The following is a 24,217-nucleotide window of genomic DNA, read 5'->3' on the forward strand; positions in this document are numbered from 1 at the left end:
GGCCCTGAACGTGGCCTGGACCTACCGCCACCCGCCCCAGGCCACCCCCGCCCTGGCCCCGCGCCAGGTCTACGAGCTGGCCGACGGCACCCTGGCCTGGCTCGCCGCCGACGGCGTCAGCACCACGCTCGGCGGCCAGCCCACGCCCTACCTCTACCTCATCCGCGTGAGCGCCAGCGGCCAGCAGCGCGTGAGCAGCGCGGCCTGCGGCGGGCTGGTGCCCTACTCCTGGCTGCCGCTGCCCGGCGGCAGCGTCCTGGTAGCGGGCGCGGCCCGCACCGGCGCCGCCGCCCCCGGCGCTTTCCCCGCCTACCTGGCCCGCCTCGACCAGGCCACCCTGCTGCGCCGCCACGCCTGGCCCGCCGGCCGGCGCGGCGGCGCAGCTCTTTCCCAACCCCGCCACTGATGCAGCCACTTGGCAGGGCCCCGTGCCGCTAGGGGAGCCGGCGGCCGAGTTGGTGCTGACGGACGTGCTGGGCCGGGCCGTGCGGCGCGTGCCCGTGGCCGGGCGCGGGCCACAGGTCAGCCAGCCCCTCGACCTGCGCGGGCTCGCGCCGGGCACCTACGCCTGCCGCCTGCGGCTGGCCGGGCACGCCAGCGGCGGCACTAGCCGACTGGTGGTAGCACCGTAGCCACGGCTGGCTGTTGCTGCACTGTTTTAGCGCAGGCTGGCACTCGTGTCAGCCTGCTTTTCTTTTTAAACAGTGCTTATTGCACTAAACGGGTGGGAGATATGAAACAAACAAGGCGTATACCGAGTACATTTGAAGCCACGGTACTGGCCTCACTATGCGAGATTTTCTACTTTCAGTTTCTCTTTTAGCGCTACTCAGCGGCACGGCCCTGGCCCAGCAGACGCGGACGGAACTGCCAGCAGCCGCGCCTGATGTGGCCCGGCCAGCCGGGGCGGCCAATACCTTCAGCTTCCCTACCGGCGTGGCCGTGGGGGCCGACGGCACGGTGTACGTGGTAGATACTGACAATTCGGAAATTAAAAAAATCAGCGCAGCGGGCCAGGTTTCTACGCTGGCCAGCAAGGGTTTCACCTACCCCACCGGCGTGGCCGTTGATGCCGCCGGCACCGTGTACGTGGCCGATGCGGGTAGCCGCAGCATCAAAAAAGTAACGCCCGCCGGCGAGGTGGCCCTGCTCATCGAGCGCGGCCTCGACTACCCGGCCGGCGTGGCCGTAACGGCCGACGGCACGGTGTACGTGGTAGATGCCGGCCGCGAGGCCAGCACCGGCAGCGTGCGCAAGCTCACGCCCAGCGGCCGCCTGCTCACGCTGGCGAAGGGCTTTAACAAGCCCAGCGGCGTAGCCGTGGCCCCCGATGGCACCGTGTACGTGGCCGATACCGATAATAATTGCCTCAAGCGCATCAGCCCCACCGGCGAGGTAGCGGCCCTGACCGGAGCCAGCCTCAACCGCCCGGCCGGCGTGGCCGTAGCCCCCGATGGCACCGTGTACGCGGCCGACACCTACAATAACAAGGTGCAGAAAGTAGCCGCCACCGGCGCGGCCACGCTGCTGGCCACCGGCTTCACCTACCCTGCCGGGGTGGCGGTAGATGCCGCCGGGGCCGTGTACGTGACGGACACCGGCCACGGGGCGCTCAAAAAAATCAGCCCGGCCGGCCAGGTTTCGACCATGGTCGCGGGCACCGAGGGCTCGGTCGTGAGCAAGCAGTAGCGGGCCTACTGCCCGACGTAGTCGGCCAGGTACTGGTAGCGCGGCTGCAACACGCCAGCTTTAGCAATAGTAGCGCGCGCCACCACGCCGGCCGCGTCGCCACCCATGAGATGCGGAAAAACCTGGTCGAGCAGCTGGCGGCCGAAGTTGCGGCTGGCATTGCGCGGCAGCTCGCAGGGCAGGTTGTCGACGGCCATCACGGTAATGTTAGCGGGTTCTGAATAAGCCGCTTCCAACTCGCCGGTAGCAGGATTGTAGTCGAAGGCCGGCTCCGCGATGGTGCTGCTGCGCTTGGTGAGCGGGATGGAGCCGTCAACGTCGCAGGTTACGTCGGCGACAGTATTTATTTTAAAATCCGGCTCCTGCGTATCGGCCTCCGTGAATAGCCGCGGCGCGGCCGGGTGCCAGTAGGCGCAGGCAATCAGTAAATCGGTGAGGGGTAGAAAGCGGGCAAAGTCGGAGTCGTACAGCTCAGGGTGCGCGTGAAAATGAGCCGTGTCCCAGGCTAGGCCGTCGCGGCGGCGGTGGTAGTCGCGCGAGCGCAGCTGCACGTACACCGGCTCCCGAAAATCGCGGTGCAGGTAGTCGTGCACGCTCACCTGGCGCAAGCCCATCTTGTCGAGCACTTCGAGCGCGCCGCCCGCTACCCGGCCCGAGCCCGTCACGGCTATCTTGATGGGCGGCAAGGCTTTAATCTTGTAAAATTCTTCCTGCATGTCGTCCATGTCCACGCACAGGTGGGCCGGCTTCAGCTCATACAGCCCGTGCTTGCGGCCGTAGGTGAGCAGGCCATTATAGGCCCCCACAATGCCCGCGTAGCGCCCGAAGGCCACCACGCGCTCGCCGGCCGCGTTGGTCAGCAGCTCGTAGTCGATGAGCGTGATGCCCAGGCGCAGCACCGTGCGCAGCAGCTCGCGGTTGGCGGGCTGCTTCTTGATGGTGTGCGAGAAAAACAGGTAGGTTTTGCCGGGCAGCAGCTGGGCGGGGGGCACTTCCTTCACGCCCAGCAGGAGGTCGCAGGGCTGCATGTCTTCGGCTACTTCGATGCCCAAGTCACGGTACTCCTGGTCGGCGTAGGCGCGGGCGGGGCTGGGCTGCACCCGCACCCGCAGGCCGGGGTAGGTGGCTTGCAGCTCCACGCATTTTTTGGGGGTGAGGGCCACGCGGCGGTCGGGTGGGGTGCGGCCTTCGCGCAGCACGCCAATGAGGAAAGGGGTGGGCATAGAGAGCAGGGGATGGGCCGCCAAGGTAGCACGCGGGCGGCGGCCCGAGGCTACCGTACCGTTATTTTACCGCCGTGAATCCTCCTTACCTGTCGTGGGCGCTGCTGCGCCGCCTGGGCCACGTGCCCGCCACCTACCGCCTGCTGCTGGGGCTAGCCGCCGCCGGGGCCACCTGGCTGCTGGTGCCGGCCGCGCTGGGCACCCTCGGCCGCCTGGTGGCCGCCTGGGATGCCTTTGGGCTACTTACGCTGGCGCTGCTGTGGGCGTCCATCTTTACGGCCGATGCCGCCCGCATCCGGGCGGTAGCGGCGGCCGAGGATTTGAGCCGGGCGGTGAGTTTTCTATTCGTGCTGGTGGCGGCCTGCGCCAGCTTACTCGGGGCCACGGCCCTGCTCAAGACTACCGCACACCTCAGCCCCGGCGCACTGGCCCAGCACTTGGCCCTCAGCGTAGTAGCGGTGGGCGCGGCGTGGCTGCTGGTGCATACGGTGTTCACGCTGCGCTACGCCCACGTGTACTACGATGCCAACGAAGACGGCTCCGACGTGGGCGGCCTCGACTTTCCGGGCCGCGACCCCGAGCCCGACTACCTCGACATTGCCTACTTCGCCTTCGTCATCGGCATGACGGCCCAGACCGCCGATGTCAGCATCAGCGGCCGCCACCTGCGGCGGCTGGCGCTGCTGCACGGGCTCATCTCGTTTATATTCAACACCACGCTGGTGGCGCTGGTTATCAGCGGTGTAGCGGGCGCACTGTAGGTCATTTAACAGTTATCAATTAACATTTAACAGCCCGTCTGATGCCCCTATTGGGCTCGTCAGACGGGCTGTTAGATGTTAATTGATAACTGTTAAATGACCTAAAACAGCCCGGCCGCAATGCGGCGGATGGCCTCGGCCTTGCCCATGCTGTAGTAGTGCAGGCAGGGCACGCCGTGGGCCATCAGCTCGCGGCTTTGGTTGAGGCACCACTCGATGCCGACCTCGCGGGCGGCGGCGTTGTCTTTGGCCTTGTGAATGGCTTCGGACAGCGCTTCCGGGATGCTGAGGAAGAAGGCGCGGGGCAGCGCCGTGAGCTGCGCCTTGGTAGTCAAAGGCTTGAGGCCAGGGATAATGGGCACCGTGATACCGGCGGCGCGGCAGCGCTTCTCGAACTTGAAAAACTCCTCGTTGTCGAAAAACATCTGGGTCACGATGTAGTCGGCCCCGCGGTCGATTTTGTCTTTCAGAAAGCGAATGTCCGAGCCGTGGTTGGGGGCCTCGAAGTGCTTTTCGGGGTAGCCGGCGGTGCCGATGCAGAAATCGGTGCAGAGCACCGGCTCGGCGCCCTGGGGCTGGTACTGCTCGTCGTGGTCGTGGTAGCGGCCGTGGTTGAGTTCGCTTATCTGCCCGATGAGGTCGCAGGCGTAGCGGTGCCCGTCGGGGTGGGGCTGAAAGTGGCCCTCGCTCTTGATGGGGTCGCCGCGCAGGGCCAGCACGTTGTCGATACCCAGGAAGTGCAAGTCAATCAGTGCGTTCTCGGTTTCTTCCTTGGCAAAGCCGCCGCAGATGAGGTGCGGCACGGTGTCCACGTCGAAGCGGTTTTTGATGGCCGCGCAAATGCCCACCGTGCCCGGCCGCTTGCGCACGGCCTTGCGCTGCAAGAGGCCGCCCGGCCGCTCGCGCAGCACAAACTCCTCGCGGTGGTAGGTAACGTCGATAAACGGCGGCTTAAACTCCATAAGCGGCTCGATATTGGCGAAGAGCGAATGGATGTTTTCGCCCTTGCGCGGCGGCAGCACCTCGAACGAGAAGAGCGTTTTGCCGTGGGCACGGCGCAGGTGTTCAGTTACTTTCATGGGTTGTACCGTGGACCCTGCGGGTCCGCGAGTTTTAGCAGCTTCTTTAAAAACGATAACACGCGCGGACCCACAGGGTCCACGGTACACTATTGCGGGTCGTAATTCAAATTTGGCATCAGCCAGCGCTCCAGTTCCGGCAGCGGCATACCCTTGCGCTCGGCAAGGTCGGCCACCTGGTCGCGCCCGATTTTACCCAGGCCAAAATAACTAGAAGCCGGGTGCGCGTAGTACATGCCGCTCACGGCCGCCGTGGGGTACATAGCCAGGTTTTCGGTGAGCGTGATACCCGTCTGGTTTTCCGCGTCGAGCAGCCGGAAAAGCGTAATTTTCTCGGTGTGGTCGGGGCAGCCGGGGTAGCCGGGCGCGGGCCGGATGCCCCGGTAGGTTTCCTTAATCAGCTCTTCGCCGCTCAGGCATTCCTCGGGGTCGTAGCCCCAAAACTCGCGGCGCACGCGCTCGTGCAGGCGCTCGGCAAAGGCCTCGGCCAGGCGGTCGGCAATGGCCTTAATCATGATGCTGGAGTAGTCGTCGTGGTCGGCCTCGTACTTCTCGATGAGCTTTTCGATGCCCAGGCCGGCCGTTACGGCGAAGCCGCCGAGGTAGTCGGCGCGGCCGGTTTCGCGGGGCGCGAGGTAGTCGGAGAAGGCGATGTTATGCACGCCGGGGGCTTTCTCGCTCTGCTGGCGCAGGGTAAAAAACTCGTCGCGCACCTGCTGGCGGGTGTCGTCCTCGTAGATTTCGATGGTGTCGAAATCCTTGGTATTAGCCGGCCAGAAGCCCAGCACGGCGCGGGCCGTGAGGCTCTGGTTGGCAATGACTTCAGCCAGCATCGTTTGCGCGTCTTCGAACAGCTTGCGGGCGGCTTCGCCCAGGTTCACGTCTTCGAGGATGCGCGGGTAACGGCCTTTCAGCTCCCAGGTGTGGAAGAAGGGCGTCCAGTCGATGTAGCGGGCCAGCTCGTCGAGCGGGTAGTTATCGAGCACTTTGGTGCCCAAGAAGCTGGGCTTGGTGATGGGCGTCGTTTCCCAATCGGCCTTGAAGCCATTGGCGCGGGCGGCCTCGATGGTGAGGAAAGCCTTTTCGCGCTGGCGGCCGGCGTGGTCTTCGCGCAGCGCCTGGTACTCGTCGCGGATGGTGCGGGTGTAGGCGTCTTTGCCCGAGCCGAGCAAGCTGGCCGCCACGCCTACCGAGCGCGACGCATCATTGACATAAACCGCTGAGCCCGAGTAGGCGGGCGCGATTTTCACGGCCGTGTGCAGGCGCGAGGTCGTGGCCCCGCCGATGAGCAGCGGCACTTGCAGGCGGCGCTTTTCCATCTCGCGGGCCACGTACACCATCTCATCGAGCGAGGGCGTGATGAGGCCGCTGAGGCCGATAATGTCCGCGCCCTGCTTCTGCGCTTCGTCCAGGATGCGCTCCAATGGCACCATTACGCCGAGGTCCACTATCTCAAAATTATTACAGGCCAGCACCACGCCCACGATATTTTTGCCGATGTCGTGCACGTCGCCTTTCACGGTGGCCAGCAATATCTTACCGGCCGTCTGGCGGGCGTTGCCTTCCTTTTCGGCTTCCAGGAAAGGCTGCAAGTAGGCCACGGCTTTCTTCATCACGCGGGCCGATTTTACCACCTGCGGCAAGAACATTTTGCCCGCGCCGAAGAGGTCGCCGACCACGTTCATACCCGACATCAATGGGCCTTCAATCACGTCGAGCGGGCGGGCTACTTGCTGGCGCACCTCCTCGGTGTCCTGGTCGATAAACTCGGTGATGCCACGCACCAGCGCGTGTTGCAGGCGCTCCTGCACGGGCAGGCTGCGCCATTCATTTTGGCTATTAGCTGCTGGCTGCTGGCCGTTAGCTTTTTGGTTTTTTACCGTTTCGGCGAAATCTACCAAGCGCTCGGTGGCGTCAGCGCGGCGATTGAGCAGCACGTCTTCGCAGAGTTCGAGCAGGTCTTTGGGCACGTCGTCGTACACGGCGAGCTGGCCGGCGTTCACGATGCCCATGTCCAGCCCGGCGCGGATGGCGTGGTAGAGGAAGGCCGCGTGCATGGCCTCGCGCACCACGTCGTTGCCGCGGTACGAGAAGCTGATGTTGCTCACGCCGCCGCTGGTGCGGGCACCGGGCAGGTTCTCCTTTATCCACTTCACGGCCCGGATAAAATCGAGCGCGTAGTTGCGGTGCTCCTCGATGCCGGTGCCCACGGTCAGGATGTTGGGGTCGAAGATGATGTCCTCGGCCGGGAAGCCAACCTCCTTGGTCAGAATATCATACGAGCGCTGGCAGATTTCAATGCGGCGCTCGTAGCTGTCGGCCTGGCCGTCCTCATCGAAGGCCATAATGACCACCGCCGCGCCGTACTGGCGCACCAGCCGGGCGTAGTGCTTGAAGCGCTCAGGGCCTTCTTTCAGCGAAATCGAGTTGACGATGCTCTTGCCCTGCACGCACTTGAGGCCCGCCTCGATAACCGTCCACTTCGATGAATCTATCATCAAGGGCAGGCGGGCAATGTCGGGCTCCGAGGCAATGAGGTGCAAAAAGGTGGTCATGGCCGCCTCCGAGTCGAGCATGCCCTCGTCCATGTTAATGTCGAGCACCTGCGCGCCGTTTTCGGCCTGGGCGCGGGCCACGGCGAGCGCGGCCTCGTAGTCGCCCGAGCGAATGAGGCGGGCAAAGGCGCGCGAGCCCGTCACGTTGCAGCGCTCGCCGATGTTGACGAACAGGCTGCCTTTTTCGATGGTGAAGGGTTCGAGGCCGGCCAGGCGCAGAACCTCACCCCCCGACCCCCTCTCCAAAAAAGAGGGGGAGCCGGACGCCGTTTCGACGTCAGTAAGTAAATCGTCCGGCTCCCCCTCTTTTTTGGAGAGGGGGCCGGCCCCATAGGGGTCTCGTGAGGTTACCCGCGCCGGGTACTTATCGGCCAGCCTTTTCAGCTCGGCGATGTGCTGGGGCGTGGTGCCGCAGCAGCCGCCCACCACGTTCAGCAGGCCTTCTTTCAGGTAATCCTCGACCAGCGCGGCAAATTCCTGGGCGCTCTCGTCGTAGCCGCCAAAGGCGTTGGGCAGGCCGGCGTTGGGGTAGGCTGATACAGACACGTCGGCCAGGCGGGCCAGCTCGCGCACGTACACCTTGAGCTGGTCGGCTCCGAGGGCGCAGTTGAGGCCCACGCTCAGCAACGGCAGGTGCCGGATACTGTTCCAGAATGCCTCTACTGTTTGGCCGCTCAGGGTGCGGCCCGAGGCGTCGGTAATGGTGCCCGAAATCATGACCGGCACCACCCGGCCGCCCTGGTCGAAGAACTGTTGCACCGCGAACAGCGCTGCTTTGGCGTTCAGGGTGTCGAAGATGGTTTCGATGAGCAGCGTGTCTACGCCGCCATCCACGAGGCCGCGCACCTGTTCGAGGTAGGCGGTGGCCAGCTCGTCGAAGGTCACGGCGCGGAAGCCGGGGCGGTTGACGTCGGGCGAGAGCGAGGCCGTGCGGTTGGTAGGGCCGATGGCCCCGGCCACGAAGCGCGGCTGCTCGGGCGTTTGCTGCGAAAACTCATCGGCTACCTCGCGGGCAATGCGGGCCGATTCGTAATTCAACTCATAGACAATGCTTTCGAGCGCGTAGTCGGCCTGCGCGATGGTCGTGCCCGAAAAAGTATTGGTTTCGACCATGTCGGCCCCGGCCGCGAAATACTCGGCGTGGATGGCCCGGATGATGTCGGGCCGCGTGAGGCTCAGCAGGTCGTTGTTGCCGCGCAGCGGGTGCGTATGGTCGGCAAAGCGCGCGCCCCGAAAGTCGGCTTCCTCCAGCGGGTAGCGCTGAATCATGGTGCCCATGGCGCCATCGAGCACCAGCAGGCGCTGGCGCAGCAGCGCGGGCAGCGGCGAAATACAAGCGGGGTCGGGGGCGACGGGGGCAGCGGGCGAAACGGCGGGCATAGTCTTTCTGGCAAAAGCAAAACGGCGGCAAAAACCGCTATCCAGAAAGAAAGCCGCGCCGGGCGGCGCAGGTTCCGGCTGATATCTTTTTCGGCCCAAGTGCTTGGCCGAACAGGAGTTGGCACCTACTCGGGGTAAGTTGCCAAGACGTCGTCGGGCCTGGTCCCTCGGTCTTTCTGGATAGCAGCAACGGCGAAGATACAACGATAAGCTTCACTTTACCTGAAACCTGAACTAATTGGCCTCAGCCAACCCGGCAGACGCAAAAAAGCGCCTCCCCGGCGGGGGGAGGCGCTTTCAAAACTCATTGGCGAAGTAGCGCTTACGGGAAAAGCACGGCGCGGTAGCTGGTCGGGTTCACGGGCTGAATGGTGGAGCCGTAGTAGTTGTTAATGACCCGAATCCACTCGTTGGCCACTAGCGCGTAGCCGCGGGGCGTGGGGTGCACGCCATCGAGCGAAAAGATATTGCCGCTGGCGAAAGTGGTGGTATTGTTCACGCCGTTGGCTACTACGCCGGTAGTGCCAACCGAAGTAAAGAAGGTATTCATATCCACTACCGGCACCTTGAAGCGCAGCGCCGTCTTGGCGATGATGTTGTTGAGCTGCGTAGTGCGGGCCAGCACGGCCGCCTGCTCGTCGGCATCAAGCACGAGCTGATTGGGCAACGGGTTGCTGGGGGTGCTGCCCTGGCCGGTGGCTACGGCGGCCTGGGCGGTCAGCGTCAGCAGGTCGGCGCTGGTAGCCAGGCGCACGGGGGTAGTGGTGCTGGAGGTTTGGATAAATACGCCCGGCGAAGCCGCATTGGCGGCCTTGAAAGCGGCGGCTACAGCCGCCACCGTTACGGTGCGGAAATACGGGATATTAGCCACCGCCGGAATGTTGGCCACCGCGCCTTTCACGGTGCCGTTCTTAGAAATGGTACCCAGTATATTGCGGTAGCCCCGCCCGAAGCTGGTTGTGTCGGTGAGGCCGCTAAAGGGGTTTGCAGCATCAAATACGCCACCGTTTGTAGCGTAGGTAAGCACGTCGTTGTTACCCATCCAGCAGGTAAAGAACGTCGGCGTTTTTTGGCCTATGTAGGTAACGTAATCCTTGCTTCCCCGGTCGGCCGCTGGCAATAGCCGCTGGTAGAAGTTATTGAGATTGCCGTAAATGCGCGCCGCACCGCGCAGGCTGGCGTCAGCGGCGGCCGAGCCAGTCAGGGCCGCCGTCTGGTCGGCGCTTAATACCGAGATGCCGGGAACGCCCAGGTTATCCGGCTGCACGCCGGCATAAGCTTCCAGTTCCTGCGCGCCCGAGCCAGGCGGGGTAGCATTGGGCAAAGGCAGCCGATTGCCGGTATAAGCTATTTGCTCTCCCAAATAGTTGTTGGCCGCAGTGGCGGGCACCGGGGTGAGAGTACCGTTCACGGTCCGCAGTTGAATGTACCCTGAGCCGTCCTTTTTACTAGCCGAAAAGGCCGGCTGCACGAAGCTCACCGGCCCCTTGCCGGTGGTGTTAAACTGCTGGGCCAGCAGGGCGGGGTAAGAGGTAGCCTGGGCCTCGTTGTAGAGGCCGCCGTCGCTGTAGCCGGCGGTGAGCGAGTTGCCCACGGCCACGTAGCTCGTGAAGTCGAGCGGGCCGGGGCTGGCGCTCGGCGCGTCGATATCGGCCTGGCAGCCGGCCAAGCCGACGCTCAACCCCAGCAGCGCCAGCGCGGGCCGCGCAGCACGGGTAGCGAGAAGAGAAAAAGTAGTCATTACGCTAATACGGGTGGGAAAAAGTCAGCCTTAGAACTTGTAATGCACCCCGATGCCGGGCACGCTGATAACCGTTTTGTAGGTGCCGGCCACGCGGTCGGTGGTGTTGTTGGCCAGCAGGTCGGCCTGGCTTTGGCTGCGCTTGGCGAAGTCCTCGAACAGGAAAGAGCCATCGATGCCGAAATGCTCGCTCACCTGGTAGGTGAAGCCGGCCGTGAGGCCCACGCGGGCCGCGTCGGGCGTTTCGGGGGTCACGTAGCCGTCGCGCACGCAGGAGAAATCGTAGAAGCCGCCGGCGCGCACCATGAATTTATCCGACACCTTGTACTGCCCGCCTACGCGCAGGGCCAGGGCGGCTTTGTAGTTGCGCACAGAAGAGGAAGAAGTAGCGTTAGCGCCACCTAGCACGCCGCCAGTATAGGTAAAGTCGAGCGACTTGTAGGTACTCCAGTCTACGAGGTTGGCGTCGAGGGCCAGGGTAAGCTGCTCGGTGGGGCGCACGCCCAGGCCGAGGCTGTACACGGCGGGCAGCGGCAGGGTAGCGCTGAAGTTCCTGGCGGTGAAGTTGCTGGCCACCGAGGCCGGCACGTTGCTCACCGTCACGTCGCCGCTGCTGATGCGGGCGTCGATGGCCGAGCGGTAGCTGGCCCCGATGCTGAATTTGTCCGAAGGCTTGTACATGATGCCCACGTTGTAGCCCACCTTATGGTCGGCCTTGCCCGTGAGCGCGGCGTGCGCCACGGCCCCGTTCTGGCCCTGGATAGGGATGTCGCGCTGCAAGTCTACGTCGCCGTAGGCCAGCACCACGAGGCCCGCGCCGATGCCGAGCTTGGGCGTAATAGCATAGGAAGCAGTTACTTGCCCGAACACCGAGCGCAGGTTGATGTCGGTGAGCGTGTAGCGGCCCGTCCAGCCCTGGGCGTAGTGCAGCTCGCTGCCGAAGGGCGTGTAGAAGCCCACGCCCACCTTAAACTTTTCGCTGATGCTGTAGCCCGCGTAGCCGTTGAAGGGGAAAACGTTCTTGTTCTGGAGCGTTTCCTGGGGGCCGCCGCCGTCGCCGCGAAACGAGATGCGCGGGATGGCCATGTTGAGGCCGCCCTGCACGCTATTGTAAGCCACGAACACAAACGCGCCGGGGTTGTAGAACTGCGCCGCCTGGTCGAGGTAGAGGCCGGTGCCGGTGCCGCCCATGCCCACGTTTTTTTGGCCCGAAAGGCCGACCTGGAATCCGCTGGCTTGCACGCCGGTAGTGGCGGCCAGCAGGGCGCCCCCGGCAAGGAGTAGCGATTTTGCCTGCATACTAATGTAAATGGGTGGGTGAGAAAGTGGGCTAAAGATATTGCGCTTTTGCCAAAAAACAGTCGGCATGCCGACTATATAGCGGATAAAAGAATGTCAAGCTGGACGCTGCCCGCTGACGCGGGTTGCCGGCCCCGCCGCTCCCGTCGACCGGGGGCGGGCCGCCAGGCCCGGCGCGGGGCAGCCCAGCCCGTCAGCAAGTGCACTACCCTATTTATAAACATTAACTTAACCCGGAAAAATAGGTTTGGGTGGTAGTTTTGTACTACTCTTTCCCCATTACTTCCACTGTATGCTAAAACGATTCCGTAAACTGGGCTTGTTGGGTGGGCTGGCGCTGGCCTCGGCCAGCGCGCACGCCCAAACGCAGGCCACCCTGGGTACCACCAACCCCTACGTCGAAACCTTCGACAACCTGGCCTCCGCCGGGCTGCCAGCGGGCTTCAACCTCTACACGGGGGCCTCGGCCACCGCGCTCGGCACCAGCCCCGCCGCCAACCAGCAGTTTCTGACGCCGGGCACCTCTACCGCCTGGGCCAACACCACCGGCGGCTTCAAAAACTTTGCCTCGGCCACGAGCGGCCTCGCGGCCACGGCCAGCACCGCCGACCAGACGGCGGCTACCAACCGCGCGCTGGGCGTGCGCCAGACCGGCTCGTTTGGCGATGGCACGAGCAGCACCGGGGCCGGCCCGGCGTTCGCGTTCAAGATTGACAACACGACCGGCAAAACCGATTTTGAACTGAGCTTCAAGCTGCAATCGCTCGATAACTCGACGGCCGTGGGGCGCACTACTACCTGGCGCGTCGACTACGGCATCGGGGCTACGCCCAGCGCATTCACGCAGGTAGGCACCACGTCTACGACCCTATCGGCGTTTGCGAGCACTACCATCACGGCCAGCTTTGGCGGGGCGCTCGACAACCAGGGCGGCCCGGTTTGGATTCGCATCGTGGCCCCGACCCAGACATCGGGCTCGGGCAGCCGCCCCAGCTCGGCCATCGACGATTTTTCGCTGAGCTGGAAAACCAACTCGACAGCCCCGCAGCTGTCGGCCGCGCCCGGCACGCTGGCTTTTGGCAATCAGAACATCAACACGCCCTCGGCCCCGCAGACCTACACCCTGACGGGCAACAACCTGACGGCCGCCACCACGGTAACGGCCACGGCGCCCTTCAGCGTGTCGAAGGACGGCGTGACCTACGGCCTCACCGCCACCTACACGGTAGCCGAGCTGGCGGCCGGCCCCAAGCCGGTATACGTGCGCTTCACGCCCACGACCTCCAGCCAGGCTACCGGCCCCGTATCGGGCAGCATCACGAATAGCAGCGCGGGGGCTTCTACCCGCACCGTGACCGCCACCGGCGCGGGCGTCGACCCTACCCAGACGGTGTATACGTTTAACAACTGCGTGAGCGCCAGCAACCTGTCGGATAACTGGACGCAGTACAGCGTGACGGGTGCCCAAACCTGGGCCTGCACCACTTTCGGCCGCGACCCCAATGCGCCCAGCGGCACGGCCGCCTACCCCAGCGCGGTGCAAATGAACGGCTACAGCAGCGGCAACGTCACCAACGACGACTGGCTGATTTCGCCCGCTTTGTCGCTGGCCGGCACCACCTACCCGCTGTTTTCGTTCTGGAGCCGCACGGCCTTCGCCGGCCCGCAGCTGCGCCTGCTGGTGTCGACCAACTACCCGGGCACGGGCAGCCCCGTGGCCGCCGGCGTGACCTGGACCGACCTGAACGCGACCTTCCCCGCCACGGGCTCCGACGTGTGGACCCAGACGGCCAACGTGGATTTGAGCGCCTACAAAACGGCCGGCGTGTACGTGGCCTTTGTGTATAAATCGACCACCGACGAAGCCGCCCGCTGGACCATCGACGACGTAGTGCTGACCAACTCGGCCACGCCCGCCCCGCCCGCCGTGCGCCTCAACCCCGCCAGCCTCAGCTACGGCTACCGCGCCGTGGGCAGCAGCACCACGCAAACCCTGAACGTGACGGCTACCAGCCTCACCGGCGACCTCACCGTGACGTCGTCCAACGCCGCCTTCCAAGTGTCGAAAGACGGCACCACGTTCGGCAACTCCGTGACCTACACGCCCACCGAGGCGTCGGGCAAAATCGTGCCCGTGCGCGTGCGCTTTCAGCCCACGGTAGCGTCTACTACCTACGCGGGCACGGCCACCGTGGCCACCAGCGGCGCGGCTTCGCAGACGCTGGCCCTGAGTGGCAACACCTACGACGTGGCCAACACGCTGGAGGTAGTAAACTGGAACGTAGAGTGGTTTGGCTCGCCGGCCGCCGGCTTCGGCCCCGACGATAAGAACTTGCAGTACACCAACGTGCAATCGGTGCTGGGCCAGCTCAACGCCGACGTCTACGCCCTGCTCGAAGTAGTAGACACCCTGCGCCTGAACACCCTGGTAGCCTCGATGCCCGGCTACGCCTACCGCGTGGCCGACTTTGGCTCGGCGGCCGATAACAGCTCGGACCCCGACTACCGCCTGGCCCAGAAGCTGGCTTTCGTGTACCGCACCAGCGTTATCAAAAACCCGCAGTTTACGGCGTTTTTCCGCTCGACCCAGGGCACCAGCTACACCAACTGGTCGTCGGGCCGCTTCCCCTTCGTGATGCAGGCCGACGTGGTGCTGAACGGCGCGACCCGGCCCACGACCTTCGTGGCCATCCACGCCAAAGCGAATACTGACCCGGTTGTGACCTCGTACAACCGCCGCAAGGCCGCCGCCGACGAGCTCAAAGCCAAGCTGGATGCCGACTACGCCGGCAAAAACGTAATCGTGCTGGGCGACTTCAACGACGACCTCGACCAAACCATCACGGCCGGGATTTCGCCGCCCATTACCTCGTACAGCGCCTTCACCAACGACGCGACCAACTACCCCTCGCCCACGCTGCAAGAGCTGAGCCTGACGGGCCAGAAATCGACGGTGGCTTACAACGACGTGATTGACCACGTGGTAACGTCGAAGTCGCTTTACAACGCCTACATCAAGGGCACGACTGAAATTCAAACCGGCGTGGCGAATACCATCGCCAACTACGGCAGCACTACCTCCGACCACTACCCCATCCTGACGCGCTACGCCTTCGTGGCTAATAACCTCGTGGTGAACACCGCTGGCCAGGCCGTAGCGGCCGACACCTACGACAACGTGACCGTGACCAACACCGGCCAGGGCACCCTGCAAGGCCCGCTGGTGGTAAACGGCACCCTGACCGTGCAAAGCGGCGGTAGCCTCGACACCAACTGCCAGCCCATCACGGGCGGCGGCAGCTTCGCGGTGGCCGATGGCGGCACGCTGAGCATCTGCAACGCGGCGGGCATCGCGGCCAGCGGCAGCACCGGCGCGGTGCAGGTAACGGGCACGCGCTCGTTTTCGCCGGCCGCCAGCTACGTGTACAATGGCACGGCTGCCCAGGTTACGGGCTCGGGCCTGCCCAGCCAGGTGCTGAACCTGACTTCGACCAACGCCAATGCCCTGACCCTGAGCCAGCCCGTGGCCGTAGCCCAGGTGCTGACCGTGGCCGGCAGCGGCAACGTGGTGCTGAACAACCAGGCACTGACGCTACTGAGCAGCGCCACCAGCACGGCCCTGGTCGTGAACAGCGGCACCGGCACCGTGCAGGGCACGGCCAACGTGCAGCGCTACCTCGATGGCAGCCGCAACGCCGGCCCCGGCTACCGCCAGCTGTCGGCCCCGGTGAGCAACACCACCGTGGCCGACCTGGCCACGGCCAACTTCACGCCCGTGGTAAACCCGGCCTACAACACGAGCGCTACCCCCAACACGGTGACGCCCTACCCCACCGTGTACGGCTACGACGAAAGCCGCCTCGTGACGACTACCAACAACACCCCGTTGTTTGACAAAGGCTGGTACTCGCCGGCTGCCCTCACCGACCCGCTGGTAGTAGCCAAAGGCTACACCGTGAACCTCGCTGCCAACCAGGTAGTCGACTTTGTGGGCACTCTCAACAACGGCACGTACACGCAGACCCTGACCCGCCAGAGCCAGGCTGCCGACGGTGGCTGGCAGCTGGTGGGCAACCCCTACCCCGCGCCCCTTTCCTCTTCGCAAATAAGCGCCGCTGACCGCTCGAACCTCGACGCGGCCATCTACATCAGCCAGAGCACGGGCCAGTATACCAATACCTACCGCAGCTACGTCAATGGCATCGGCGGGGTAGGCTCCATCATTCCGGTGGGCCAGGCCTTCTTCATGCGCGTGTCGGCGGGCCAGAGCAGCGGCACCCTGACGCTGCGCAACAGCCAGCGGAGCACCAGCTACGCCGCCCAGGTGGCCGTGCAGCGCCCGACGGGCGAAACCCGCCCCTACCTCAACCTAACGCTGAACGCCCCGAACGGTAGTGCCGATGACCTCTACCTGTATGCTGAAAGTGGTGCTACGGCGGGCTTCGATGGCGAGCAGGATGCCGCCAAGCTGCCCAACGGCAACGGCCTGAACCTGGCCGCCCTCACCAGCAATGGCCAGGCGCTCAGCATCCAGGGCCTGCCGGCCCTGGCGGGCCGCGTGGCCCTGCAAGTGCAGGTGCCGGCCGCCGGCACCTACTCGCTGGCCGCCGCCGAGCTGCTGAACATCGCCGCCGGCACCCAGCCGGTGCTCGAAGACACCAAAACCGGCCAGCGCACCCCGCTGGTGGCCGTGGGCAGCACTTACACCTTCGCGGTGGCTGCCGGCGAAAACCTGGCCGGCCGCTTCTGGCTGAACCTCACCGCCGCCAGCCCGCTGGCCACCGCCAGCGCCCTGCAAACCGAACTCACGCTGTACCCCAACCCCACGCCCGATGGCCAGGCCACGCTGCTGGTGCCCACCGGCACGGGTGCCGGCCAGGTGCAGGTGCTCGACGCCCTGGGCCGCCTGGTGCGCCAGCAGCCGCTGGCCGCTGGCGGCGCTACCACCCTCAAGCTGGCGGGCCTGCCGGCCGGCGTGTACGTGGTGCGCGTGCAGGCTGGTAGTGAGCAGGCTACCCGCCGCCTCACCATCAAGTAAGGCGGCCGGGACTTGAATCCCGCTGTTCGCTTGCGCTTTAAAAACGCCCGTTGGCTCTGCCAGCGGGCGTTTTTTGCTACTGCCACTTTGTGGGCGATTAGGCTAGCCAGCTTATTCCCGGGCGAGTGGCGGGCCGGCCAAGCGCGCATTCCGGATGTTATATAATTATTTCCTGAATATATTAGCCTTTTCAAAATGCATCTTATAAGACACTGGCAATTAGAAACTATAAACAGTAAATCGTCAACGTTTTTTTCTTTGGTTTCACCTTTACCCTCTTTTTCATGCTCAAAATCTTACTTGGAAAGCCAGCGCAACGGCCGTTGCAGGTGCAGTCGGCCATGCGGCGGTGCGTTTTAGGCGCCGGGCTGCTGCTCGCCGGCCTGGGCGCTCAGGCGCAGGCCCTGAGCGGGGCCTACACCATCAACAGCGCGCTGCCCACGGGCGGCACCAACTTCGCTTCGTTCGCGGCGGCGGCCAGCCGCCTGAGCTTCAGTGGGGTGAGCGGCCCCGTGACCATTGCCGTGACCGGCGGGCCGTACACCGAGCAGTTTGCGCTCGGTGTTATTTCGGGCACCAGCGCTACCAACACCGTCGTGGTGAACGGCGGCGGCAGCACCATCCAGTTCGGCTCCAACGACACCAACCAGCGGGGCGTGGTGATTCTCAACGGCTCCGACTACGTTACCATTAATAACCTGGTCATCAATGCTACGGGTGGTGCGTATGGCTACGGCATTCACCTCTATGGCAACGCCGATAATAATACTATCACCAATAACACCGTCAATGCCGACCTCACGAGCACGCTGGTCAACTTTGCCGGCATCGTGGTGAGCGGCTCGGCCTCGAGCATTACGGCCAGCGGCGACGCGGGCAGCAATACGCTCATCCAGGGCAATACCGTGAGCGGGGGCTACTACGGCATTGCGGTGACGGGCAACTCGACCACGCTAAGCCAGGGCAACGTGGTGCGCAGCAACCAGGTGCGCGATTTTTATACCTACGGCATCACCGTGAGCGCGCAGGATGGCGCGCAGGTGGTGAGCAACGATGTGAGCCGGCCGCTACGCACCAGTCCTGGCTCCTTTTACGGCGTCTACGGCTTCAGCTCGTCGCGCAACCTGAACATCGCAAAAAACAGGGTGCACGACGACTTTACGGGCCAGGCTACGCCGTCTACCGCGTTCAGCTACGGCATCTTTCTGGCTACCGGCACCGGCGCCACGGCCACCTCGCCCAACAGCGTGGTGAACAACGTGATTTACAACATGAATGGCAACAGTGGGCAGTATTTGCTGTATAACTCGGGGTCGACCTACTGCCGGCTTTACAACAACAGCATCAGCTCGAACAACCAGACCTCGACTTCCACGGCAGCGACCTACGGCATTTACACCTCGGGGGCAAACACCGATATCCGCAATAACGTGATGAGCATCACGCGTACGGGCACGGGCACCAGGTATGCCATCTATACCCTGACCAACGTGCCGACCAGTTCCAATAACGACCTGTACGTACCCGGTGGCGTGATAGGCTACGCCAACAGCGCGGCCTACCCCGTGCTGGCCAACTGGCAGGCGGCGGGCTTCGACCAGAACAGCCTCGTGGCCGACCCGCTCTACACGAGCGCCAGCACCGGCAACCTGCTACCCGCCAACCCGCAGCTCAACAACGCGGGCATCGCGCTGGCCAGCGTGACCGACGACATCACGGGCGCGACGCGCGGCGCGGTGCCCGACATGGGGGCCTATGAGTTTACGCCCGTGGCCACCGACCTGGCTCCCGTGGCCCTGGCCGGCCCGGCGGCTACCTCGGCCTGCTACGGCACGACCGAGGCTGTGAGCGTGCTGGTACGCAATGCCGGGGGCGCGACCCTCGACTTTGCCGCCAACCCGGCTGCCGTGACGGTGGTGGCCACGCCGCCCACTGGCACGCCCCAGACCTTCACCACTACCCTGAGCACGGGCACGCTGGCCAGCGGGGCCACCCAGACCATCGCCCTGCCTGGCTCGCTCAATATGGCAGCCCTGGGCACCTACCGCTTTGCCGTGACGGCCACCGTGACCGGCGACCTCAACACTGGTAATGACGTGCTGACGCCAGCCACCACCCGCACCGTAGCCGCCGTGGTGGCGGGCACGCTGTCGCCGGCTGCTACCTCCATCTGCATTAGCGGTACTACGCAGCTGGCCCTGGCCGACGCGGCCAATGGCACCTTGCAGTGGCAAAGCAGCAGCAGTGCCACGGGGCCGTTCGCGGATGTGGCGGGTGCTACCTCGGCCGCGTTTACCACGCCCGTGCTTACCAGCACCACCTACTACCGCGTGCGTGTGGGCTGCAATACCAACGTGACGTACAGCAACGTGTCGACCGTGACGGTGAGTAACCCGCAGGTGGCCACCACCAACACGCCGCTCACCGTGTGCGCGGGGGCTACGGCCACGCTCACGGCCACGGCCAACGCGGGCAGTACGGTGCGCTTTTACACCACGGCCACCGGCGGCACGGCCCTGGCTACTACCACGGCGGGCAGCTACACCACCCCGGCTCTCACGGCCAGCACCACCTACTACGCCGGGGCCGTGACGGGCGGGCAGGAAAACGTGGGCAAGGCAGCCACCAACGGCATCGACGGCACCAACGCGACGGGCGGTCTGTTCTTCCTGGCTGCCGGCCCGGTCACCATCACCAACGTTACCGCGTACCGCGCGCCCAACGCGGCGGCGGGCTCGGCCACCGTGTACCTGATACCAGGCAATCCCACCACGGTTTCTACCGGCACGGCGCTTGCCAGTGCTACCCTCACGGTACCGGCCAATACCTCGTCGGTAGCCGCGCCCACGGTGCTCACCCTGAATTTTGCCGTGCCGGCGGCAGGGCAATACACGCTGTATCTGGGGGCCTCTTCGCCAGCCTTGGTGCGCGATTTAAGCACTAGCACGCCAGCTACCACTTACCCCTATACTTCGCCCAGCGGGGCAGTAACCATCACGGGTACTACGCTAGGTACTTCCTACTACTATTTCTTCTACAACTGGCAGCTCGGCGTTGATTGCCCCAGCCCCACGCGCACGCCCATCCAGGTGAATGTGACGACGGTGCCCGCCACCCTCACGGCCAGCACGCCCACTACCGGCGGCATCCTGCTCACGGCCGCGCCGGTAGCAGGCGCTACCTACCAGTTTTTCCTTAATGGCACGGCCGTAGGGGCCGCCAGCACTACCAATACGCTGCTCGTCGCGAGCGCCGCGCAGCATGGCACCTATACTGTTGTTGTCACGAGCGGGGGCTGCACCTCGGCTCCTTCGGCACCATTGGTCGTTACCAGCACCGCTACGCGCACGGCCTCGCTCAACGGCGTGAGCCTGCTGGTGTACCCCAACCCCACGCCCGACGGCCGCCTCACCCTGGAGCTCACCGGCCCGCAGGCCAAGGCTTCGCAGCTGGAGGTGCTGAACGCGCTGGGCCAGGCCGTGCAGCGCCGCAACCTCGCGCCCGGCACGGCTCAATTGAGCCTGGCCGGGCTGGCCGCAGGCGTGTACACGCTGCGCGTGCATACCGAGCAGGGCGTGCTCACCCAGCGCGTCGTGCGCGAGTAGTAGGCTGCTTTAAGGCATGAGAAAAGCCCCATTGGCGCGTTGCCAGTGGGGCTTTTTTGTGAAAATCAGGCGGCGCAGGCGGCCGTGGTTTTCGGGCGCGGTGCAACGCTGATTACCAGCGCATGTCTTTTTCGTGAAAAAATCACCATCTTATCGGCTGATTTACTTACTGCTTTAGTTTAAGCTGCTTTGAAAAGACGCGACTTCGTCGGCCTCACGGGTTTAGCTACCGGGGCCTTGTTCTTACCCAGCTTCCCGAGCCTGGGCGGCAACCCCGTAGATGCCGCCCGCCTGCTGGAGCCGGGCCTCGACGCCGCGCAGAAAAAGCGCCTCGCCGACGCGGCCCTGAACACCGCCAAAAGCGCCGGGGCCACCTACGCCGACGTGCGCCTGGGCCGCTACCTCAACCAAAGCATCTTCACCCGCGAAAAGCAAGTGCAAAGCATCGCCAGCGGCGAAAGCTTCGGGGCCGGCGTGCGCGTGATTGCGGGCGGCAGCTGGGGCTTCGCGGCTACTAATGACGTGTCGGAGCCCGGCCTGGCCAAGGCCGCCCGGCTGGCCGTGGCAATGGCCAAGGCCAATGCCAAAACCCAGAAGGAGCCCGTGCGCCTGGCCCCCCAAAAAGGCTACGGCGAGGTGAGTTGGCGCACGCCCATCAAGCAAAACGCCTTCGAGGTGCCGGTAGCGCAAAAGGCCGACTTGCTACTGGCCGCCAACGCCAAGGCACTGGAAAACGGGGCCAGTTTCGTCAACTCTTCGCTCTTTCAAATAAATGAGCAGAAGTACTTTGCCAGTACCGACGGCTCGTACATCGACCAGGACATTCACCGCATCTGGCCCACGTTTTCGGTCACAGCCATCGACAAGGCCAACGGCAAGTTTAAGACCCGCGACGCGCTGAGCGCCCCGATGGGCCTGGGCTACGAGTACCTCACGCCGCTGGCCGCCGACAAGCTGGCCGGCCCGGCCGGCACCGGCCTCATCGGCTACCGCAACAGCTACGACATGCTGGAAGACGCCGCCCTGGCCGCCCGGCAGGCCAAGGAAAAGCTCAGCGCCAAATCGGTACTGGCCGGCAAATACGACCTGGTGCTGGAGCCCAACCACTTAGGCCTCACCATCCACGAAAGCATCGGGCACCCGCTGGAGCTCGACCGCGTGCTCGGCTACGAGGCCAACTTCGCGGGCACCAGCTTCGCCGATTTAACCTGGAAGGCGAAGAATATTCCTTACGGCTCCAAAAACGTGACCATCGTGGCCGACAAGCTGCAACCCGGCTCGCTGGGCGCGGTGGGCTACGACGACGAGGGCGTGAAAACCAAGGAGTGGAACCTCATCGACCAGGGCAAGCTGGTGGACTATGAGAAAATCCGCGACCAGGCCCACATCGTGGGCCAAACCGCCTCCGACGGCTGCTGCTACGCCGACTCCTGGGACGCGGTGCAGTTTCAGCGCATGCCCAACGTGAGCTTGCGTCCCGGCGCGGCGCGGCTCAGCGCCGACCAGCTTATCAGTCAGGTCGATAAGGGCATCTACATCGCCGGGCGCGGGTCGTATTCCATTGACCAGCAGCGGTATAATTTCCAATTCGGCGGGCAGGTATTCTATGCCATCGAGAAAGGCAAAATAGCGGGGATGCTCGACGACGTGGCCTACCAGGCTAACACTCAGGAGTTCTGGAACTCCTGCGTGGCCGTGTGCGACGCCTCGGAGTACCGCTTGTTCGGCTCTTTCTTCGATGGCAAAGGCCAGCCCTCGCAGGTGTCGGCCGTGAGCCACGGCTCGGCCACGGCCCGGTTTAATGCGGTGAACGTGATTAATACGGGCCGGAAGATTGGGTAGCGCGGGGAACCTCACCCCCCGGCCCCCTCTCCAAAAAAGAGGGGGAGCCGACCGCTAACAGAAGTCAGCCAACGTCAAAAAGGCGTCAGGCTCCCCCTCTTTTTTGGAGAGGGGGCCGGGGGGTGAGGTTCACGCCAGCTTTCTCCAACAAATACTTCGCATATTGCTAGTCACTTCATTCCCCACTTATTTACCACTTCTCCTTTGAACAGACGCGATTTTGTGGGACTAGCCGGCCTGGGGGCCGGGGCCCTGCTGCTACCCTCCTTCCCGAGCCTCGCCGGTGAGCCCGTTGATATAGCGCGCCTGCTGGAGCCGGGCGCCGATACGGTGCTCAAAAAGCGTCTCGCCGACGTGGCCCTGAACACGGCCAAAAGCGCCGGCGCTACCTACGCCGACGTGCGGATTCAGCGCACGCTCAACCAAAGCATCTTCACCCGCGAAAAGCAGGTGCAGGGCATCGGTAACGCCGAAAGCTACGGCGTGGGCGTGCGCGTGATTGCGAGCGGCACCTGGGGCTTTGCCTCCACCAACGACGTGTCGGACGCGGGTATTGCCAAAGCCGCCCGGCAGGCGGTGGCCATCGCCAAGGCCAACGCCAAGGTGCAGAAAGAGCCCGTGCAGCTGGCCCCCCAAAAGGGCTACGGCGAGGTGAGCTGGAAGACGCCCATCAAGCAAAACGCGCTCGAAGTGCCCATCAAGGAGAAGGTCGATTTGCTGCTGAACGCCAACGCGGTGGCGCTTGACAACGGGGCGTCGTTCGTGAATTCGCTGCTGTTTCAAATCAATGAGCAGAAGTATTTTGCCAGCACCGATGGCTCGTATATCGACCAGGATATTCACCGCATCTACCCCACGTTTGGGGTGACGGTGGTAGACCGGGCCAGCGGCAAATTCCGCACCCGGCAGTCGATGAGCTCGCCGATGGGCCTGGGCTACGAGTACCTCACGCCGCAGGCCGCCGACAAGGTGGCCGGCCCGGCGGGCTCGGATATTATCGGCTATAAGAACAGCTACGACATGCTGGAAGACATTGCCCGCGCCGCCAAGCAGGCCAAGCAGAAAATCACCTGCAAAAGCGTGACGCCCGGCAAATACGACCTCGTGCTCGACCCGCACCACCTGGGCCTGACCATTCACGAGAGCGTGGGCCACCCGCTGGAATTGGACCGCGTGCTCGGCTACGAGGCCAACTACGCGGGCACCAGCTTCGCTACCCTGGAGTGGAAGGCGAAGAACATTCCGTACGGCTCGAAGCAGGTTAACATCGTGGCCGACAAGCTACAACCCGGCTCGCTGGGCGCGGTGGGCTACGACGACGAGGGCGTGAAAACCAAGGAGTGGAACCTCATCGACCAGGGCAAGCTGGTGGGCTACGAGAAAATCCGCGACCAGGCCCACATCGTGGGGCAGAAGGAATCGGATGGCTGCTGCTACTCGCAGAGCTGGCGCGACGTGCAGTTTCAGCGGATGCCCAACGTGAGTTTGCGCCCCGGAACCACCAAAAAGAGTGTGGACGAGCTGGTGAGCGGCGTTGACAAGGGCATTTACATCGCCGGCAACGGCTCGTTTAGCATTGACCAGCAGCGCTATAACTTCCAGTTTGGCGGGCAGGTGTTCTACGCCATCGAGAAAGGTAAAATCACCGAGATGCTCGAAGACGTGGCCTACCAGGCCAACACGCTGGAATTCTGGGGTGCGTGCGCGGGCAGCTGCGATGCTTCGGACTACCGCCTCTTCGGCGCCTTCAACGACGGCAAGGGTCAGCCCTCGCAAAGCTCGGCCGTGAGCCACGGCTCGGCCACCACGCGGTTTAATGGCGTGAACGTGATTAATACGGCAAGAAAAATCGGGTAGGCGTGTTACCCCACCCCCCGGCCCCCTCCCCTCCGGGAGAGGGGGAGCCGAACGCATCTTCGTCAATCTTTTTATTGAAAAATCGCTGCATTACGTCACTCAATCGTCGGGCTCCCCCTCTCCCGGAGGGGAGGGGGCCGGGGGGTGG

Annotated in this window: 13 protein-coding genes and 1 riboswitch; of the genes, 8 read left to right on the top strand and 5 right to left on the bottom strand. The window is 64.1% G+C overall.

The genetic code is table 11. From position 1 onward, the window contains the following. The 3 genes from VFO93_RS18480 to VFO93_RS18490 all read left to right on the top strand — a co-directional run. Positions 1–406, top strand: a 406-nt coding sequence (locus VFO93_RS18480; RefSeq protein WP_325135867.1) for a hypothetical protein, incomplete at its 5' end; no start/stop codon positions are given. Between the two features lie 22 nt (positions 407–428). After that, the gene (locus tag VFO93_RS18485) at positions 429–632 is read left to right on the top strand and encodes a hypothetical protein (protein ID WP_325135868.1); all 204 of its coding nucleotides are present in this window, start codon (positions 429–431) and stop codon (positions 630–632) included. Between the two features lie 157 nt (positions 633–789). Continuing rightward, positions 790–1,689, top strand: coding sequence for an NHL repeat-containing protein (locus VFO93_RS18490; RefSeq protein ID WP_325135869.1), 900 nt, complete (start codon positions 790–792; stop codon positions 1,687–1,689). A 5-nt stretch (positions 1,690–1,694) separates the two neighbouring features. On the opposite strand, the gene VFO93_RS18495 is transcribed toward VFO93_RS18490, so the two are convergent. After that, positions 1,695–2,912, bottom strand: coding sequence for an NAD(P)-dependent oxidoreductase (locus VFO93_RS18495; RefSeq protein WP_325135870.1), 1,218 nt, complete (start codon positions 2,910–2,912; stop codon positions 1,695–1,697). 74 nt (positions 2,913–2,986) lie between these two features. On the opposite strand from VFO93_RS18495, the gene VFO93_RS18500 reads away from it, so the two are divergent. Next, complete coding sequence (locus tag VFO93_RS18500; protein ID WP_325135871.1) at positions 2,987–3,673, top strand: DUF1345 domain-containing protein; 687 nt, start codon at positions 2,987–2,989, stop codon at positions 3,671–3,673. A 101-nt stretch (positions 3,674–3,774) separates the two neighbouring features. On the opposite strand, the gene metF is transcribed toward VFO93_RS18500, so the two are convergent. From metF to VFO93_RS18520, 4 genes are all read right to left on the bottom strand, one after another. Continuing rightward, positions 3,775–4,752 (bottom strand): methylenetetrahydrofolate reductase [NAD(P)H], encoded by a 978-nt coding sequence (metF, locus tag VFO93_RS18505; protein ID WP_325135872.1) that lies wholly within the window; start codon positions 4,750–4,752, stop codon positions 3,775–3,777. A gap of 89 nt (positions 4,753–4,841) precedes the next feature. Next, positions 4,842–8,585: a methionine synthase gene (gene metH, locus VFO93_RS18510; RefSeq protein ID WP_414653604.1), complete on the bottom strand. Its 3,744-nt coding sequence runs from the start codon at positions 8,583–8,585 to the stop codon at positions 4,842–4,844. Positions 8,586–8,765: 180 nt separating this feature from the next. Next, positions 8,766–8,874: riboswitch (SAM riboswitch) on the bottom strand. A 135-nt stretch (positions 8,875–9,009) separates the two neighbouring features. Continuing rightward, positions 9,010–10,428: an SGNH/GDSL hydrolase family protein gene (locus VFO93_RS18515; RefSeq protein ID WP_325135874.1), complete on the bottom strand. Its 1,419-nt coding sequence runs from the start codon at positions 10,426–10,428 to the stop codon at positions 9,010–9,012. Positions 10,429–10,458: 30 nt separating this feature from the next. After that, positions 10,459–11,727 (bottom strand): OmpP1/FadL family transporter, encoded by a 1,269-nt coding sequence (locus tag VFO93_RS18520; RefSeq protein ID WP_325135875.1) that lies wholly within the window; start codon positions 11,725–11,727, stop codon positions 10,459–10,461. Between the two features lie 292 nt (positions 11,728–12,019). Between VFO93_RS18520 and VFO93_RS18525 the strand changes: the two genes are divergently transcribed. The 4 genes from VFO93_RS18525 to VFO93_RS18540 all read left to right on the top strand — a co-directional run bounded on the left by VFO93_RS18525 (position 12,020) and on the right by VFO93_RS18540 (position 24,069). After that, positions 12,020–16,765, top strand: coding sequence for a T9SS-dependent choice-of-anchor J family protein (locus VFO93_RS18525; protein ID WP_325135876.1), 4,746 nt, complete (start codon positions 12,020–12,022; stop codon positions 16,763–16,765). A gap of 284 nt (positions 16,766–17,049) precedes the next feature. Beyond that, the gene (locus tag VFO93_RS18530; RefSeq protein WP_325135877.1) at positions 17,050–20,370 is read left to right on the top strand and encodes a T9SS type A sorting domain-containing protein; all 3,321 of its coding nucleotides are present in this window, start codon (positions 17,050–17,052) and stop codon (positions 20,368–20,370) included. A 189-nt stretch (positions 20,371–20,559) separates the two neighbouring features. Beyond that, positions 20,560–22,212: a TldD/PmbA family protein gene (locus VFO93_RS18535; protein ID WP_325135878.1), complete on the top strand. Its 1,653-nt coding sequence runs from the start codon at positions 20,560–20,562 to the stop codon at positions 22,210–22,212. Positions 22,213–22,416: 204 nt separating this feature from the next. After that, entirely contained in the window at positions 22,417–24,069 is a 1,653-nt protein-coding gene (locus tag VFO93_RS18540; protein ID WP_325135879.1) for a TldD/PmbA family protein, read from the top strand. The last annotated feature ends 148 nt before the right edge of the window (positions 24,070–24,217 follow it).

The organism is Hymenobacter sp., from assembly GCF_035709525.1.
In the GTDB taxonomy this organism is placed as follows: Bacteria; Bacteroidota; Bacteroidia; order Cytophagales; family Hymenobacteraceae; genus Hymenobacter.